The organism is Sporosarcina sp. FSL K6-1508, from assembly GCF_038007465.1.
In the GTDB taxonomy this organism is placed as follows: domain Bacteria; phylum Bacillota; class Bacilli; order Bacillales_A; family Planococcaceae; genus Sporosarcina; species Sporosarcina psychrophila_B.
In genome coordinates, this window is sequence record NZ_JBBOXF010000001.1 from 4,667,066 (window position 1) to 4,683,737 (window position 16,672).

General features: G+C 41.4%; 15 protein-coding genes. 4 read left to right on the forward strand and 11 right to left on the reverse strand.

Features of this window, described 5'->3' with window-relative positions; genetic code table 11:
• Positions 1–88: 88 nt before the first annotated feature.
• Positions 89–1,195, reverse strand: coding sequence for an amidohydrolase (locus MKZ11_RS23735; RefSeq protein ID WP_340796806.1), 1,107 nt, complete (start codon positions 1,193–1,195; stop codon positions 89–91).
• 128 nt (positions 1,196–1,323) lie between these two features.
• Between MKZ11_RS23735 and MKZ11_RS23740 the strand changes: the two genes are divergently transcribed.
• Positions 1,324–1,461, forward strand: a complete 138-nt coding sequence (locus MKZ11_RS23740; protein ID WP_340796807.1) for a hypothetical protein — start codon at positions 1,324–1,326, stop codon at positions 1,459–1,461.
• A gap of 117 nt (positions 1,462–1,578) precedes the next feature.
• Here MKZ11_RS23740 and murJ read toward each other — a convergent pair whose 3' ends face one another.
• Positions 1,579–2,862 carry a murein biosynthesis integral membrane protein MurJ gene (murJ, locus tag MKZ11_RS23745; protein WP_340796808.1) on the reverse strand — a complete coding sequence of 428 codons (1,284 nt, stop codon included), beginning with the start codon at positions 2,860–2,862 and terminating at the stop codon, positions 1,579–1,581.
• Entirely contained in the window at positions 2,859–3,968 is a 1,110-nt protein-coding gene (locus MKZ11_RS23750; RefSeq protein WP_340796809.1) for a glycosyltransferase, read from the reverse strand. The genes murJ and MKZ11_RS23750 overlap by 4 nt, the downstream gene beginning before the upstream one ends.
• Before the next feature lie 809 nt (positions 3,969–4,777).
• On the opposite strand from MKZ11_RS23750, the gene MKZ11_RS23755 reads away from it, so the two are divergent.
• The 3 genes from MKZ11_RS23755 to MKZ11_RS23765 all read left to right on the forward strand — a co-directional run bounded on the left by MKZ11_RS23755 (position 4,778) and on the right by MKZ11_RS23765 (position 9,950).
• Positions 4,778–5,752 (forward strand): C40 family peptidase, encoded by a 975-nt coding sequence (locus tag MKZ11_RS23755; protein ID WP_340796810.1) that lies wholly within the window; start codon positions 4,778–4,780, stop codon positions 5,750–5,752.
• 145 nt (positions 5,753–5,897) lie between these two features.
• Positions 5,898–7,595 carry an N-acetylmuramoyl-L-alanine amidase gene (locus MKZ11_RS23760; RefSeq protein WP_340796811.1) on the forward strand — a complete coding sequence of 566 codons (1,698 nt, stop codon included), beginning with the start codon at positions 5,898–5,900 and terminating at the stop codon, positions 7,593–7,595.
• A gap of 186 nt (positions 7,596–7,781) precedes the next feature.
• Complete coding sequence (locus MKZ11_RS23765) at positions 7,782–9,950, forward strand: 5'-nucleotidase C-terminal domain-containing protein (RefSeq protein ID WP_340796812.1); 2,169 nt, start codon at positions 7,782–7,784, stop codon at positions 9,948–9,950.
• Between the two features lie 225 nt (positions 9,951–10,175).
• Here the strand turns inward: MKZ11_RS23765 and MKZ11_RS23770 are convergent, their stop codons facing one another.
• The 8 genes from MKZ11_RS23770 to MKZ11_RS23805 all read right to left on the reverse strand — a co-directional run bounded on the left by MKZ11_RS23770 (position 10,176) and on the right by MKZ11_RS23805 (position 16,669).
• The gene (locus MKZ11_RS23770; RefSeq protein WP_340796813.1) at positions 10,176–11,261 is read right to left on the reverse strand and encodes a CapA family protein; all 1,086 of its coding nucleotides are present in this window, start codon (positions 11,259–11,261) and stop codon (positions 10,176–10,178) included.
• A 147-nt stretch (positions 11,262–11,408) separates the two neighbouring features.
• A complete protein-coding gene (locus MKZ11_RS23775; RefSeq protein WP_340796814.1) occupies positions 11,409–11,570 on the reverse strand; it encodes a hypothetical protein in 162 nt (53 codons plus the stop codon).
• Between the two features lie 356 nt (positions 11,571–11,926).
• On the reverse strand, positions 11,927–13,867 hold the full coding sequence (locus MKZ11_RS23780; RefSeq protein WP_340796815.1) for a hypothetical protein: 1,941 nt from the start codon (positions 13,865–13,867) through the stop codon (positions 11,927–11,929).
• Positions 13,868–13,988: 121 nt separating this feature from the next.
• Positions 13,989–14,279: a hypothetical protein gene (locus tag MKZ11_RS23785; RefSeq protein ID WP_340796816.1), complete on the reverse strand. Its 291-nt coding sequence runs from the start codon at positions 14,277–14,279 to the stop codon at positions 13,989–13,991.
• A gap of 94 nt (positions 14,280–14,373) precedes the next feature.
• Positions 14,374–15,087, reverse strand: coding sequence for a Tad domain-containing protein (locus tag MKZ11_RS23790; RefSeq protein ID WP_340796817.1), 714 nt, complete (start codon positions 15,085–15,087; stop codon positions 14,374–14,376).
• Positions 15,088–15,093: 6 nt separating this feature from the next.
• Positions 15,094–15,471 carry a TadE/TadG family type IV pilus assembly protein gene (locus MKZ11_RS23795; RefSeq protein WP_340796818.1) on the reverse strand — a complete coding sequence of 126 codons (378 nt, stop codon included), beginning with the start codon at positions 15,469–15,471 and terminating at the stop codon, positions 15,094–15,096.
• A 21-nt stretch (positions 15,472–15,492) separates the two neighbouring features.
• Positions 15,493–15,702, reverse strand: a complete 210-nt coding sequence (locus tag MKZ11_RS23800; protein ID WP_340796819.1) for a hypothetical protein — start codon at positions 15,700–15,702, stop codon at positions 15,493–15,495.
• Positions 15,703–15,733: 31 nt separating this feature from the next.
• The gene (locus MKZ11_RS23805; protein ID WP_340796820.1) at positions 15,734–16,669 is read right to left on the reverse strand and encodes a type II secretion system F family protein; all 936 of its coding nucleotides are present in this window, start codon (positions 16,667–16,669) and stop codon (positions 15,734–15,736) included.
• Between the last annotated feature and the right edge of the window lie 3 nt (positions 16,670–16,672).

Here is a 16,672-nt window from a genome sequence, read left to right on the forward strand (position 1 = left end):
CACCAGGTTGAAAAACTTATACTTTCTTATTCGTTAAAAAAGCCTTTCAGCATCACGATAATCCGTAATGCCAAAAGGCTTTGTTTAATTATTTCCCCCAATAAGATGCTTTTTTCAACGTTTCCGCTAAAACACGTGCACCAATATCAAGTGCTTCCTTGTTGAACGTCATGTCTGGATGATGAAGCCCTGGGCCAAGATCTGCCCCAATACCAATCATAGCGGCTTTTAAATCTGGATTATGAATCGTGTAGAAATGGAAATCATCACTACCTGATGTAATGACGTCGGGTGCGTATCCCTCTTCCCCGACCGCTGCCAAAATGGCTTCTCTTGCAATAGTTGTCGCCTCTTCGGACACTTCGGCAGCCGGCGTATAATCACTCCATGCCAATTCAATTTCAACGCCGTGCATCTGTCCAATTGCTTGAATCCCCTTGGAAATACGTTCTTTCAGCTCACTTAACACTATATTGGATTGTGCCCGGGCATCGATTGCAAACGTTGCAGTTCCTGGAATGATATTGAGACTTTCTCCACCAGCTTGTACTTTTGTCAATTTTGCCGAATACGCTTCGTAAGGTGAGAAATGAATCGTTTTCACGAACTGGGCAATCGCAAATAATGGATCAAGTGCATTTTTTCCTTGCTGAGGACGCGCGCCATGCGCATCATCACCTATGATTTTCCCTTCAAGGAACACTGCCGCTCCGTGATGAATTGCCGGTGTCACTTTCCCAAACGGAATCTCTTCCTGCGGGCGCAAATGCACACCAAACAAATAAGATACACCATCGACCGCTCCACGCTCAATCATCGAGTTTGCGCCATTCCCTTTTTCTTCTGCCGGCTGAAAGATAAACCGGATCCGACTGCTCAGTTCCTCCTGTCGCAAATAACTAAGCGCGCCTAACACCATTGACATATTTGCATCATGTCCACAAGAATGATTCGCTTTATAGACACCCCCGACCTCCTGCCACAATGCATCGATATCGGCACGTACTGCGATAATCCGTTCACCTTCGCCAATTTCCGCAACAACACCCGTTACATCGTCAAACGTATGATGTTGCACACCCATTTCCGTTAAGATTTCCGCCAGTTTAGCAGTTGTCTCTACTTCTTTCCAGCTCACTTCTGGATAGGCATGAAAATGTTCAAACCATTCCCCTATTTTCTCTTTGACTACCAATTAAAACACTCCAATCAGTCTGCATGTCATCATCTATTTTTCAATACTTCACATCTTTCAGAATAACCTACTTTCCACGAAATATAAAGAGCAGTTTGGAAATGGATATGATCGGTTGGTGTGTGGATATGAGCGTTGTATTGGCATATGTGATCGGTCGGCGTGCGGTTATGATCGGTTCGACGAGTTATATGAGCGGTCTATACGCGGATAGGAGCGGTTCGGCGGGTTATATGAGCGGTCTATACGCGAGTAGGGGCGGGTAGGGGCGGTCACCGCACAGTTATGCTTTCTGAGAAAACATCTATTTTCGGTCTACCATCTCCATACAATTTAAAAAAGTTGCCCCGAACATTCCAGAGCAACTTCATCAATAAATTCAATTACAGTTTCCATTTCACTCTCGCATAAATAGCGAGCATTACGAAGTTTACAGCGGCACTAATGACTGTACCATATGCAATTGCCGAAGCACCGTATGAGTCAATCATCAGATAGATAACTCCGATATTAATCCCAAAGACACTTATCAAACTGAATATGACAGGCACCATCGAATTGGCTTTTGCGTAGTAGAATCGTGTTATATAGGTATTCACAGCAAGGAAAAACATCGACAATGTAAATACGCGGAAAAGTGGCACTGTTAGCAGGATAGACTCCTCCGTCATTTCCCCGTACCCGAAAACAAGACGGACAAGTGGATCCGCTAAAAAGTAAGCGATCAAAGTTGCCGGCACAAGCAATGCAACCAAATAAAGCATCCCTTTTTTATAAAGCTTGCGGATTGTTTCCATATCCCCTTCCCCCTCTTTTTTGCTGAGAAGTGGATAAATTACGGTTGTGACAGCAGTCATCATTATCGCTTGCGGAAAGCCAGTTAATTTAGAAGCATAGTTGACTGCAGAAATTGTCCCGTCCCCAAACCCGCCGGCTACAATTCTTTGAATAACAGCATAAAATTGCAATGATGCACCACCGAACAAAATTGGTAATGCAATAACCCATAGTCGTTTCGTATCTGCAGACATGGAAAATGAAGGTTTCAAGGAATAGAGTTTTGATTTTCGAAGTCCTACATATAAAAACACACCCATTAATGCCGCACCGGCTAGTGCACCAATCCCATATGATTCGGGACCGAAATAACTTGTCAGCACAACAGCGATTCCGACGAAGGACGCATTATATAGAAGCACTGCTATACTGGACAGGTTAAACTTGCCGTTTACATTCAATACACCGCTCATCCACGTTGACAAAACGAGAATAATAGAAGACGGCATCATCCATAGGTAAAGAGTTCGCGTCATCGCAAATTTTTCAGCAGTCATATCTTTGAAAAATAAACGCAAGAGTGGATCTGTAAAAATCATCAATACGGCCGTAATCGCAACTGCCGCTACAAGAACTGTCGTAAACGATTTTCGAACGAACAATGCTTTATCCGTCCTAGTCGAATGATAGACAGATATGAATGCTGTCGTCAAAGCACCTCCAACTACTAGGTAAATGAAATTCGGTATTGTATAGGCTGTAATAATTGCATCCGCAGTTTTTGAAGTACCATACTGATTACTAATCGCCATTTCCCTTGCAAACCCAAACAGCCTCGCAACAATATTAATAATCGCTACGGCCCCGATAATTTTCATCATTTTATTCATTTAGGATCAACCTGACCTTTCCCGGCTGAACGATAAATCGACAGCAAGTTCTTTACTATCGTGTCGAATGAGTGCTGTGCAATTTTCGCCTGCACAACTGTTTCATCGATGCCATCAGAGCTTTCGCCCAGCGCACTCCACAAACCTTCCGCCAGCGAATCCGGATTTTTTGGTTCGACCAGGATTCCTGCTTGATCTTTCAATAAATAAGAAAGCCCTCCAACGTCTGTTGCGACAACTTTTGTCCCCGCTGACATCGCCTCTAGTGCGACCAATCCAAATCCTTCATGGTGCGAGGGAAGCACAAGGGCATCGGCCGCCGACATCCAAAGTGCCAAATCCGCTTGACCCAGCGGCTCTTTGAATTTGATATCTTCAACATCCTTATCACGGATGAATGACCGCAGCGTTTCGACAAAATTACTGTCTTTCTGCGAACCAATCATATACAACGAGCTATCAGGAAACGTCATTTTCAGTGAATCGAACGCCTCAACAAGTTCCAAAAGACCTTTTGCTTGAATCACATTTCCAACGAAGATTAACATTTTCTCTTCTATAGGAAGACCGAGCTTTTCTCTCGCTTCCACCTTAGGGACATATTTAAAAATAGTAGTATTAACGCCCATACTCATGACATGCACATTCGCTTCCGGAACCTCAAAACGGTTTATCACATCATCCCGAAGTTTGTCGCCAACCACGATGACCGATTCCGCTTGTCCTAAAATTCTTTTTGTATAGTCAGCGATACGCTTACTCTTCGCCGCCATCTTATCGATATCCCCGCCGTGAACAGTGATTACATAAGGAATGCCAAATATCTTTTTTCCTATTAATGAAAGAACTCCTGTTGGAAACGCATAGTGCGAATGCGTTAGAGACAAACGCTTACGATTGTTCATCATGTATAAAAAAGAACGGAAAAACCATGTCATGTATTTCTTCATTGCCTGTATTTTCCCTTTACCTGGATCCTGAATAGCAACTACATCGACATCCAAGCCTGCAGATTGAAGAAGTTCAACCTGATTCTTGACGAATAGACCAAATGTCGGATGCTGCGGTGATGGATACATATTGCTGAATACGACTACTTTTTCCATTTAATTTCCCAACCCCATCTTTTAATAATCTAAATAAGTTGAAGTATTGAATCCGGTATCTTAATCGAGCGAAAGCGCCTTAAAAGGGGGAGACGAAGCCATAAGACTGGTGGCGAAGCTGCCAGGCTTATTGGAAGCCACTGAAAAAGTTTTTTTAGTAAGTCCTAGTTGATTGTAGTGGAGAGCGGCGACTCCAGCGGGAACAGCGCGAGCTGAAGACCCCGCAGGAAGAGCCGTTACGAAGAACGGCTTTTGCGAGCAAAAGCGCTAGCGTTGGGAGCACCGGGCAAGAATGCCTTAATTTCTGCAAAGAACACAGAAATACGGCAAATCGAACCCTTCGTAGTTCGATTGGCTGAAGCCGTGCCCGCGGAAAGCGTCCGCTCGGAAAGGAAATCAACGGGATTGAAGGAAATCGTACTTTTTCAGCACCCTTGCTTATTGACGGGAGGCACCCCCTAGCGCCTAAGCGGTTCAATAGAATTCTTTATTTCAACTTATATACAAACTTTATAAATTGAAATAAAAATCCTTCGAATCTGCTACGACTGCCTATTGTAAGGCGTCTATGCTGTATTCATATATTCAACATCTGTAGACCATTATTTACATTCAATTATTATAACATATCACCTGACAATCGACCTCTTGACGGTAAATCTGCAATTACAAACTAGTTATTCACCATAAAAAAACACCTTTCGATAGGGTAGAATCCCGTCAAATGGCGTTTAAAGAGTACTTATAGGTGAAATGAAAGCGTTGTAACGCTATTGTAATGTAACTGTAACCGAAATGGAGGTTTAGCTATGCTAAGATGTTCACAGACAAAGCACACAGCATGTATATGTGCGAAAGGGGATTTTGAGAAACGAATGAAACGTCTTTTATTTTTGGTTTTGGCAAGTTTACTAATTTCAACGTCCATCCCGTCCATGACTTCAGCGAATTCTGCAAATGATCTCGTTAGTACAGCAAGATCCTATATAGGTACACCTTATTCATATGGAGGGACAACCACTTCCGGTTTTGACTGCTCAGGATATACGCAACACGTATTTAAACAAGTAGGAATTTCCATCCCGAGAACTACTGGTCAACAGCATGCTATGGGAACATCTGTTGCAAAAAGTGATCTTCAAACAGGAGACATTGTATTCTTCAACACAAGCGGCAGTGGCGTTTCACATAACGGAATTTACATTGGTTCCGGAAAATTCATTCATTCTTCCACTAGCCAGGGAGTCATGATTTCTTCAATAAATGATCCTGCTTACTGGGGTAGCCGTTATATCGGCGCTCGCCGTGTGAAAGATTTCACACCTGAAGTTCTTGTTGCATCGGCTGATGTACCAACTGAAGCTAAAAAAGCCATTAAGTATGCAACTCGTGCAGAAATTGCTAAAACACTTGTAGACGAACTGGGTTTAAAGAAAAGTAGCACACAATCTCCTTTTTCTGACGTAGCGGCTACTCATCCACAATTCGATTCTATTATCGCAGTATCAGATGCAGGTATCTTCTCAGGTAACAACGGTCAATTCGATCCTGCTGGTGAAATGACACGTGCGCAACTTGCTAAAGTTCTTGTAGAAGCATTTAATCTAGAAGGAGCTTCAGAAACTTCCTTCAAAGACGTCCCAAAAAATCATTGGGCAAATGAGTATATCAACATCCTTTATCACAACGATATTACAACCGGTTATGGCGATGGTAATTATGGTTTAAACGATAAAGTTACTGCAAGCCAGTTTGGTAAATTCATTGACCGACTCAATAACTAATTCCAAAATCACCGGGTGTTCCACTAAAAGGAACATCCGGTTTTATTTATATAAAAATTCAATTATAGTTATTTATTAGTATAGCAATATGTAAGAATCACTGTTAAAATGAATCTACAACTCTAGTAAATCAAGGGAGGACACAATGAAAACAATTAAGTGGGCAGCAATGGCGATGATGATTTTTGTACTCGTTTCCATGGTCCCGGGACAGTCTTTCGCAAAAACACAATTCACGGACGTAACACCTGATAAGGAATATTATGAACAGGTCAATTACATAGCAGATCTTGATATTATTAAAGGATACATGGAAAATGGTATCTCAAAGTTCAAACCTGGTAATAACCTAACGCGTGCCCAAGCTGCTAAAATGCTTGTCATCGCTTCTAAAAAGCAGAACATCCCTGCCCCGTCTTTAAAATTCAAAGACGTTAAACCTGGTACGGAACAATATGAATATATAAGCCGTGCCGTTTCACTCGGCTATTTTAAAGCGGGATCTAACGGAAGCTTCAAACCGAACGAAAACTTAAAACGTGACGAGATGGGTAATGCACTCGCGGTCGCTTTCAATCTTTCGGAAAAGATTTCAACAGAAAAACCAATGATGCTGACGGATATGAAGAGTCATCAATATGCTGAACGTATCAATGGACTTTATTACGCTGGAGTAACGAAAGGTGATGCAGGAAAGTTCCTGCCGAATGATTTCTTGACGCGCTCACAGTTCTCATTATTCCTTGCTCGCGCAATGAATGATAAATATGCTTTACCCGTTAAACTGCCTGATCAAACTTCAAGTACGTATTTTGTAAAAGTGGCGACAAGCGGAGAAACGCTGAACGTACGCTCACTTCCATCAGTGGATGGAAATATCATTACACATCTAAATAATAAAGATATTGTCGAAGTTGTCGGTCAAACAGGAGACTGGTTACTAATCCTTCTGGATGACGGTGAAGGCTATATCAACGGCAAATATACTGTTGAAGCTGGAACTGAAACGCCCGATGACAACGCAGTGACACCTGAAAAGCCGACGATTCCTGAAGAAAAACCTTCGGAACCATCCGTTACAGGCAACCTGTTAGGAAAAGTGACAACAAAAAGCTTGAACGTACGACAAAGTGCTGGCACTAGCTCCCCTGTTATCGATGCATTAAAACTAGGACAAAAAGTCGAAGTGCTATCACTTGATGGTAATTGGGCTAAAATCCGTGTGAATTCTAAAACAGGTTACGTTAGTAAAACATATTTGAAACTAATCAATCAAAAAGGTAATCCACTTGCTAATCGTATTATCGTCTTAGACCCCGGTCACGGCGCACATGATCCTGGGGCTTCGAAAAATAAGGTGACGGAGAAAGCCATCACACTGAAAGTCGGTAAACTTGTCGAAGGAAAATTGAAAAAGGCAGGCGCAAAAGTAGTTATGACACGTTCAAATGACACTTTCCTTTCACTTGAACAACGCACTCAGTTTGCCAAGAAAAATTTTGCTGAAGCATTTGTGTCGATTCACGTAAATTCAGCCACTGCGACATCGGCTAAAGGAACTGAAACGTACTTTGATTCATCTTTGAATGCTAACTCTGCGGAGAGTAAATCCTTAGCAACTTACATTCAAAATAATATAGTTAAAAGAGCTAATATGGTTAACCGCGGTGTGAAAGACAATCGTTTTTATGTCATTAAGAACAACAATATCGCAGCTGTCCTCGTCGAACTCGCTTTCATCTCCAATGCAGATGATTTTAAAAAGTTAACGAGCGATGCCTATTTGGAAATATACGCAGAAGCAATCTATCAAGGTCTAGTACAATACTATTCCGCAGAGTAATCAAATATGCTGGAGAAGAATGAATTTATTCTTCCCCAGCATATTTTTTTGTAAACTTTCAATTAATCTGATTGTCCGCTATTGACCATAATGATACACTTGAGATGCAGACTATTTCGTCATTATGGTAGAAACTCGATTAATGATAAAATAGCAAAAAAAGGATAAGGAAGGTGATTTCTTTCTATGAAATACTTTAAAAGCACTGCGGCAACTATGCTTCTATTGAGTACAGCCGCAATCACACCTGTAATGGCAGCAGAAACACCAGTTTCCGCAACAGGGGACTTCTCGCTGACAGTGCTCCACACGAATGATACGCATGCAAATCTTGCTACGACAGCGGAACGTGCAGCACTCGTCAAAAAACTACGCGAAGAAAAGCCTTACAATGTTCTTCTTGATGCAGGTGATGTCTTTTCTGGGACGCTTTACTTCAATGAGTTTGAAGGACAAGCCGACCTCGCTGTTATGAATTACCTCGAGTACGATGCCATGACATTTGGTAACCATGAATTTGATCTTGGTGGATCTGCTGATGGACATAAAGCGCTAGCTGATTTCATCAAAGGTGCAAAATTCCCTTTCATTAGCGCCAACACTGATTTCTCAGCAGATCCGCTATTTGAAGGCCTTCAATTTAAAACTGTCGATGCAAAAGCAGAAGACGGTAAAATTTATAACGGAATTATAAAAGAAATAAATGGAGAAAAGGTCGGAATCTTTGGTTTAACAACGGAAGAAACAAAGGACATTTCAAGCCCTGAAAAAATAACATTCACGAATTATATTGTGGAAGCAAAAGCGGCAGTCGCTGCCTTTGAAGATGCCGGCGTTAACAAAATTATTGCCCTTACGCATATTGGCCATAATGACTCCGACAAAGTTGACAATGACCTGCTTCTTGCGAAAAACGTGCCGGGGATTGATATTATCGTAGGTGGACATACACATACTGAACTGAAAGAACCTGTAAATGCCGGTACAAAAGATGTCCCAGTGATAGTCGTTCAGGCGAATGAATATAACAAATTCCTGGGTCAACTTGATATCACATTCGATAACAAAGGTATCATCAAAGATTATAGCGGCGTTCTGCATACTGTCGGCGGTGAAAATGCGGCAGTTGACGCGGACGCAGCAGAACTTATCAAACCTTACGCTGATAAAGTGAAAGAGACGATGGAAAAACCGACCGGCGCAACTGCTGGCGTATTCCTAAGCGGTCTCCGCGATCTAGGCGGTGTTCGTGCAGGTGAAACCAATCTTGGGAACATCATCACGGACGGTATGCTGGCAAAAGCAAAAGAAATCGATCCTTCCACTGTTATCGCATTCCAAAATGGCGGCGGTATCCGGACTTCCATTCCGCAAGGGCCGATTACATATGGCCAAGCAATTTCTGTACTGCCATTCGGAAATACACTTGCATTGATGGAACTAAGCGGTAAAGAATTGAAAGCTGTTTTTGAAAGATCCGTTGAGAAATACCCTGAAGAAGACGGCGGTTTCCTTCACATTGCTGGAATGAAACTGATCTTCAATCCAGAAGCTGAAGTCGGCAATCGTGTTATCTCCATGAAAACTGACGGCAAGGAAATAGAAGCCGACAAAATGTATAAAGTCACAACTAACGTCTTCACTGCTCAAGGCGGCGACAACTATGAAGTTCTAAAAAAGGCATATGAAGATGGGCGTGTCAGCGAGCCTGGTTTCTCTGACTGGGAGAACTTCGCAGATCATATGAAATCCATTGGTACAATCCACTCAGGTATTGAAGGGCGTATTCTGGCAAAAGTCCCTTACAGTGATGTTGCCTACGATAGCTGGTCATATCCGTATGTATCAGATCTCTACTACCGCGGTATTTTAAAGGGGACAGGTGCGACATATGGTCCTCAAAAAGAAATGACACGGGCACAAGCGGCTTCTTGGATCGTCCGTGCACTTGATTTGAAAGCAGAAAAAGCTGCCCCGTTTAGCGACATCGATAGTTACGCAGCCGATACAAAAGCTGAAATTGCTGCAGCATTTGAAAATGGGCTTATTAAAGGCAAGAACGGCAAATTCATGCCTAGCGAAAAAGTGACTCGTGCGCAATTCGCATTGATGCTTGAACGTGCGTATGAAAATTACACAGGCAAAAAGTACACAGCAGCTAAAAAAGCTCCATTTACAGATTTCGGAAATTATGATACGGAAGCCGTAAACGCAATTTCCATGCTTCATGAACTTGGAATTACTTCAGGCTCTGACGGGAAATTCATGCCTGGTCAATCAACATCACGCGAACATGCTGCAAAAATCGTTTCAAATTTCATTTACAATGTAAAACAAGTGAAAAAGGCTGAATGAGCAAAATGGAAGGCGCTCAGAATCTTGAAACTGCGCTAGGTTGAAAACCTTCTATATATGTTGAATAAGTGATTACCTCTATAAATTGAGTGAAGGCGCCTTACAAGAGGTAGCCGCAGCGGATTTGAAGGGAATCTTTATTGCACTTCATCTATGATCTTTTAATTAAGGAAAAAAGCGTTCTTGCAAACTTCTTATAGTGTGCAAGAACGCTTTTTCTGTTCATTAAAATGACGGAAGACCTACCTGTGATTTAACCCACCTCTCATTATACATTCCATCCAATTCTGCATCTTTCAATGAAACAACCATGTACTTTCCGTTGCCATCTCGTGTCACGGCAGTCGGGAAAAATTCAGCCTTCCCTATTCCTATGTATTGCTTCCCTGCGAACTCCGTATGATTCACGAAAACTCTTGCGATGCCGCCTATATTCGTCGAGTCAAACTGCTGCGCAGAATAGAAATTACCAAGTGAATAAAACACTTTCGTTTTCCCTACCTCATCATATTTTTGCAACACATGTGGATGATGACCAAAAATGACATCTGCACCAGCATCTGCAACAAGCTGTGCAATCTCCTCCTGCGTTTCTGAAATCGTTAATTGATATTCCATCCCCCAATGCATCGAAACAACCAACACGTCGACCAAGCTCCTTAGGTGGACAATCTCTTCACGCATCTGTTTTCGCTCAGTGACGGAGACTAGATATTCTTTTCCTCGCGGAATAGGGTTGCCATTCGTGTTGTGCGTATAGCTTAGAATGCCGATCCGAACGCCATCAACTTCTACGATTCGGTCTTTCTCCTTGTCTTCACTAGATGTATATGCGCCTACATAGGGCATGCCATACTCTTTAATATTGCTAATTGCTTTCCGCAGACCTGCTTCCTTCAAGTCAATTGCATGATTGTTTGCAATCGAGACCATATCAACGCCGTTCTTTTTCAAATCTCGGATAATATGTTTGGGACTGTTAAAGCTCGGATAACCAGACAGTCCAAGTTCCACACCACCCGGCATTGACTCTTGATTAGCGAGTAAGAAATCGATGCCTGTCAGTCGGTCTTTCACAGCTGCAAATGCAAAATCATAATTATCGTATGTATAGAGTGGATTATGAAGAAGAATATCGCCAATCATACCAATGGTTAACGACTTCATCTCAATCTCGATATTCAGCGTGACCGGTATACTGCGTTCTGCAAAATCGGCAGGTACGGTGGACTTCTCCCCCATATAATCACGTAAGCTAAACCCACTTAGTATAAACATAGTAATCAATAACACAAATAGTTTCTTTTTCAATATACTATCCCCAGTCATGCTAATTTTAGAGTTTCACAACTACCTAACTCATTATAGACCGGAAGTTAGTGCTGAATAGCGTTTCGTAGAAACTAAAAGTATGGTAGAGGAAAATGAGACACTTTGGGAAGTGTCTCATTAATTATGTTACTTATCTCCCTTGCCATTTTCTGCAGTATCCTTAAATTGTTCAACTTGCTTTTCTTCACTCTTCTTTGGCTCGAAGTCTGGATACGGCTTCTCTTCCGGCATTCCCGTAAACCCATTGTCATTTTCTTTTTTCGAATCTTGCTGTTTTTTTTCAGACATTAAAAACACTCCTTTTTATCGATAGTATTATTAATACCCTAAAAGCTCCTTTTTCAAGCTGAAATACTAAAATAGCCGTTTAGCTTTCTGGTTTGTCCTATCTTCAGATTTTTTCGGGATGCTCCATAAATGGATACCGTTCAGAAGCTGAATTAACTTTTTTTGTTTAGAATATCGAAGTATATCCATTACTTTTAAAAATATCTTTACTAAAATAAGCAAAGAAGGCTTTATTAGAAGCGATAGAGGTTTTGTTATTATTTTGTCTAAAGCAACCAGAAATGTATAAGTGACGTAGAATTTTACGTTTATCTTGCAAATGATTGATATAAGAATGTGCTAACTTAACAGACATGTTAGTTTGTAAAAGAAGGCTGAAGGCCATCAAATCTTTTGTTTTCCCCATTCTTTTCGTTACCTGATAAGACTTCTTCTTTTGATTCATTCTGCTTTCCATCTGAAATTTCATCAGATGAACTATCAGTGTCATCTACTTCTTGAACAGGGTCTAATTCTTCTCCACCTTGTATTTGTTCTTCATTCCCATCATCAACAGGATGATCCGGCTGTGGTTCCGGCTTCGGATCCGGCTGTGGTTCTGGCTTTGGATCCGGCTGTGGTTCTGGCTTCGGATCCGGCTGTGGTTCTGGCTTCGGATCCGGCTGTGGTTCTGGCTTCGAATCCGGCTGTGGTTCTGGCTTCGGATCCGGCTGTGGTTCTGGCTTCGGATCTGGCTGTGGTTCTGGCTTCGAATCCGGCTGTGGTTCTGGCTTCGGATCCGGCTGTGGTTCTGGCTTCGAATCCGGCTGTGGTTCTGGCTTCGGATCTGGCTGTGGTTCTGGCTTCGGATCTGGCTGTGGTTCTGGCTTCGGATCTGGCTGTGGTTCTGGCTTCGAATCCGGTATATCGTTCGGATTTATTTTATCGTTCAACTCCGAACGAATTTCAGACGAAAACGGTTTTGTAGCATTATCAATAATAATATCGTCTATTTTACTTAATGGAATTTTTTCACCCATGACTAGATTTTTTAAAGCCTGCGTGCCTTTACTAAGGTAAGGAGATGCACCTCGTATAACAATCGCTCCAGCAACCGCTCCGATTACAATATTCTCCCATAACCACGTTCCATTTTTAATTCCCTCAGCTAAAAAGTTTTCCATACCAGCATATCCAGACAAGAAGGCATAAGCGCCTTTAGTCATTTTTTCCAAATATAAAAATGGACTTAATAATACGCCTGAAATTCCACCAATCACTGTATCTATTAATAAATGCTTTAAATTTCTCTCGCTGACTGGCGTAAGTGCTAAGTATAGCCAAGCGTTAAAACCTGCTCCAAACAAACCTGATTTCGCCGCCATTGAAGCCAATGCCTTCCAACCATAGGGGGCAATTTTAGAGGTAACCGCTCCGAAAGCACGTGCTATTTGGGAACTGACATATGCCCAACCACTCACTATTTTGTTTCCTAAAAGACTTACCCCTGATTTAGCCCATGCAACTGCGGCAGTCCATCCGCCAATAATTTTTCTTTTAACGAGTACGGTAACCAAAGAGCCCATTAACCTTAACTTTACTAGCCCATCAAGTATGAAGATACGTGAAGCGGCAAACCCTCTCATTGCCGTTGTTCTTAGAGTTCCTCCTACTAGTGCAAAGAATCCTGATGTAACTCCTGCATAAATTCCTAGTCCCGAGAGCCCACCAAGTAATGACCAGCTTAGAGATCCTAAAAAACTGAAGTTATCCCCTGCAAATAGCTTATAAATACCTCCAGCTAACAAGGCTCCTCCGCCTACAACCGCTAGAATGCCCCACCCTATCGGTGTACCTATTAATAATAAACCTCCAATAACAACACCCGTTGCTACTACTGCACCAACAACGACTTGAACCCATTCGTTTTCCCATACCCATACGAAAAAGTCGCCTACATCTTCAATTACACCCCAAACCCATTCTTTCGTTATATCCCATGCTCCAGGAACCCATTCTTTAAAATCCTTCCATTTTTCTGCAGACCAATCTTCGAACTTCTCCCACTCACCTAGTAAATACTCTGTTCCATCGTAAGCTTTATCCTTAATCTTATCTAATAGTTTCTCAAACCAATTACGTGAATCTCCGGTATCTGCAGAATTATTATTATCTAATTCCTGATTGTCTGTCTCAACGAATGACGGAGAGTCATAGTCTATTTCTGTAACATCCGCTAAGGTGGTATTAGAAAAATTTGAAAAGAGTAATGTTATGAAAACCGCAACTAATGCACCTATTTTCAATCTATGTTTCAAATTTGTTCACACCCTCTCAGATCAACTAAAACTAAATAATCCACTAATTACCAAAGTCATCCACGACCCTATATTCGCATCAAAAGAGAACGGAAAATAGCCAGTTATTCCTTGATGTGGTTCATGAAAAATATCCGGTCAGCAACCTGAAAATAAGTAAGCCTACAATAAGAACCAATGCCCTCTGGAGGCTCTTACCCGATATCTTATCTTCTTTTTTCGCTTCAGCCATCATCATTGCGCCAAGCAAGAATACTGCTGGAAGGAGCGTAATAGTAACAATTGTCATGAAACTTGCAGAAAACGCAGGAATCATAATCTCCTTCTCTTCTAATACGAAATATACAGTTATTGTAATCACGCTTAATAAACCTAATATACTTGCAATCCATTTTGCCGTTGAAAACTCCATATTTAAGTACTCCTTTTTTCAGTTAATAAACTCCATTATTTGTACAAAGATCATTCTTCACATCTTTACCCACTAACCAAACCTTTGGAAATTCTCAAGGACAAGTAATCGTTACTCCCTTCGGCGAGCCAATTTGAACGGAAGCTTGTGCAGATATTGCACTGACCGATTTGTCTGGAACAGTTATGTATTGACCTTTTCTTTCTGTCTTTGCGTAGATTTTAAACTCCTCTTTTAGAAATTCGTATTCGACGATCCGATCATTTTGATTTGCTTCCGCAAAAGTCACGGCTTCGTTATACGATTCTGTAAGATTCTCAAGTACAGCCTGACATGCCATCGTACTAATTTGATTATCCTTAAAAAAGAAAAGCAATGCCGGATTGCCTTCGACTTCTCCCCCGCCGCTCCATACATAGCTTTTCACATCACCGGGCATCGATTTCCCTAAACTTGTTTCGATGCCCTCTATAAACTCATCGAAAATTTCGGCGACACTCTTCTTTTCTTCCAAATCTTCAGCTGTTGCCAACGCTGCTGTCAAAAAGTCTTCCCAAGATTGTAGTAAGCTTTGAAGCTCTTCTTCAACTTTCTCTTTCAACACTTCGCTCATATATTCCGACGAGCTTCTCGCACCTGCAAGTGCAGCCGAATCAGCACCAGTTTGCGTGACACGTTTATTAATAAATACATTTGAAAAATCAAAGAAAACAAAACAAAGGAAGATAGATGTAAAAAGCATGCCGATAATAACGAGCATTAACCCATCACCCCGCTCATTTTGTACATACTTGCGGATGTAATTCATCTTATCCTAATCCCTCTTTTTCTCCATCGGCATGACTGCATCAGCAGTAAATTCGAATATCATGTTATCAATTAGAGGCAAACTGATAATAGGTGCTTTCGCTTTCACTTTGACAGTTGCCATATCAGTTCCCGCTCCACCGGAAACTTCAATTTCCAGACCAAATGCTGAGTTCTCAGCAATCTCTTTCCATTTTTCATCGTGTGCTGAGGCTGCTCTAGCGCCATCACGAGCTGCTGCTTCTGCGACTACAACGGTATAAGATATAAGCCCAACTTGCCAAATGATTAACATGGATAAAATCACAAGCGGAAACAATCCTAAAAACTGAAGAGCTTGTGAACCTCTTTCATTCTTTACATAGGAACCCCACTCTTTCAACATTCCATCATCACCCTCGTTGTATTAAGAACCACCGATTCCTTGAATCATCTCTTCCAATTTTGAAATGATTGTCTCACCTATACTTGATCCTTGAATCCCCATCGCAATGACAGACATAATTGCGATAACAACAAGTCCAAGTGCAACCCATTCAAGTGCTTGAGCTCCTTTTTCATTTCGAACATATACAAAATACTTTTCATTCATTCTAGCTACTAGTTTTTTCATCATTTTCCTAACCTCCAGTAATTTTTAATATCTGCTATCGCAGGAATGCATCTAATCCGAATGCTGCTGGATTATAGATGATATTTAAGACTATTAAACCCATAATAAATCCAAAGACAGCTGGTGCAATGAAGAATGTTGTGACCAATGTTACTAGCGGGTTCGCTTTCGCGGCTCTTTCCTTTGCGGTAAAACCTCGTGTAATCCGTAAATCCTCCGCTTGAAGTTTAAATACCCGAGCGACTGCCACCCCTAAAGAAGAACCTTGTATCAGGGCATTTACAAGTGACTGTAATTCTTTTGAAGAATTACGATCCATCAAACTTTTATAAGCAGTATTTCTTTGAACGCCTAGTTGTACCTCTTTATTAAAACGGTCTATTTCTTCACATAGCGGTCCATCAAGCTGACTCGTCACATGTTGCAGTGCGCCATCCAAACTAACACCAGCTTGCAACGTAATACTTACCGTATCTAGGAAATCTGGCATCATTGTACTGATTGCCTCTTGTCGCCTTACTGCTGAAAAGTAAAGCCAAATGGAAGGTCCGAAAAAGCCACCGCCAATTGACAACATCAAAACAAATAAGGCAAAAGGCAAACCTAAAAATGTATATAAAGTGCCGAATAATAATCCAATCAGCCCTGTAACGAAACGAAGTCCAAAAAATGACTTTAATGTCAGTTCAAGGGGTCTTCCCGCTTCCTTCAACCATTTTTCATGTTTTTCTACATTTAGAAATAGAGCATATTTCATTCCGATGGGACTGGCTTTCTCCGCCCATTTCACCAAAGGTTCCATTATTCTTTTTCGAAGTGGCATATTCTTTTTCTTGTCTTTCAAGTAACCTTGAGAGTGCATTAAATTCTCTCTCTTAGCAATATACAGATAGAAAAATAGAAAACTGGTAAATAAAGAAATCAGTATTAAACTGAACATGATGATAGAAAAAAAACCGATAATCTCCATTAA

Excerpts from the sequence above, each read along its gene's own strand:
- MKZ11_RS23805 (WP_340796820.1), bottom strand. The coding sequence starts at position 16,669 with ATGGAGATTATCGGTTTTTTTTCTATCATCATGTTCAGTTTAATACTG.
- MKZ11_RS23755 (WP_340796810.1), top strand. The coding sequence starts at position 4,778 with ATGCTAAGATGTTCACAGACAAAGCACACAGCATGTATATGTGCGAAA.
- MKZ11_RS23785 (WP_340796816.1), bottom strand. The coding sequence starts at position 14,279 with ATGGAGTTTTCAACGGCAAAATGGATTGCAAGTATATTAGGTTTATTA.
- MKZ11_RS23750 (WP_340796809.1), bottom strand. The coding sequence starts at position 3,968 with ATGGAAAAAGTAGTCGTATTCAGCAATATGTATCCATCACCGCAGCAT.
- MKZ11_RS23760 (WP_340796811.1), top strand. The coding sequence starts at position 5,898 with ATGAAAACAATTAAGTGGGCAGCAATGGCGATGATGATTTTTGTACTC.
- MKZ11_RS23775 (WP_340796814.1), bottom strand. The coding sequence starts at position 11,570 with ATGTCTGAAAAAAAACAGCAAGATTCGAAAAAAGAAAATGACAATGGG.
- MKZ11_RS23765 (WP_340796812.1), top strand. The coding sequence starts at position 7,782 with ATGAAATACTTTAAAAGCACTGCGGCAACTATGCTTCTATTGAGTACA.
- MKZ11_RS23790 (WP_340796817.1), bottom strand. The coding sequence starts at position 15,087 with ATGAATTACATCCGCAAGTATGTACAAAATGAGCGGGGTGATGGGTTA.
- MKZ11_RS23740 (WP_340796807.1), top strand. The coding sequence starts at position 1,324 with ATGAGCGTTGTATTGGCATATGTGATCGGTCGGCGTGCGGTTATGATC.
- MKZ11_RS23800 (WP_340796819.1), bottom strand. The coding sequence starts at position 15,702 with ATGATGAAAAAACTAGTAGCTAGAATGAATGAAAAGTATTTTGTATAT.
- murJ (WP_340796808.1), bottom strand. The coding sequence starts at position 2,862 with ATGAATAAAATGATGAAAATTATCGGGGCCGTAGCGATTATTAATATT.
- MKZ11_RS23795 (WP_340796818.1), bottom strand. The coding sequence starts at position 15,471 with ATGTTGAAAGAGTGGGGTTCCTATGTAAAGAATGAAAGAGGTTCACAA.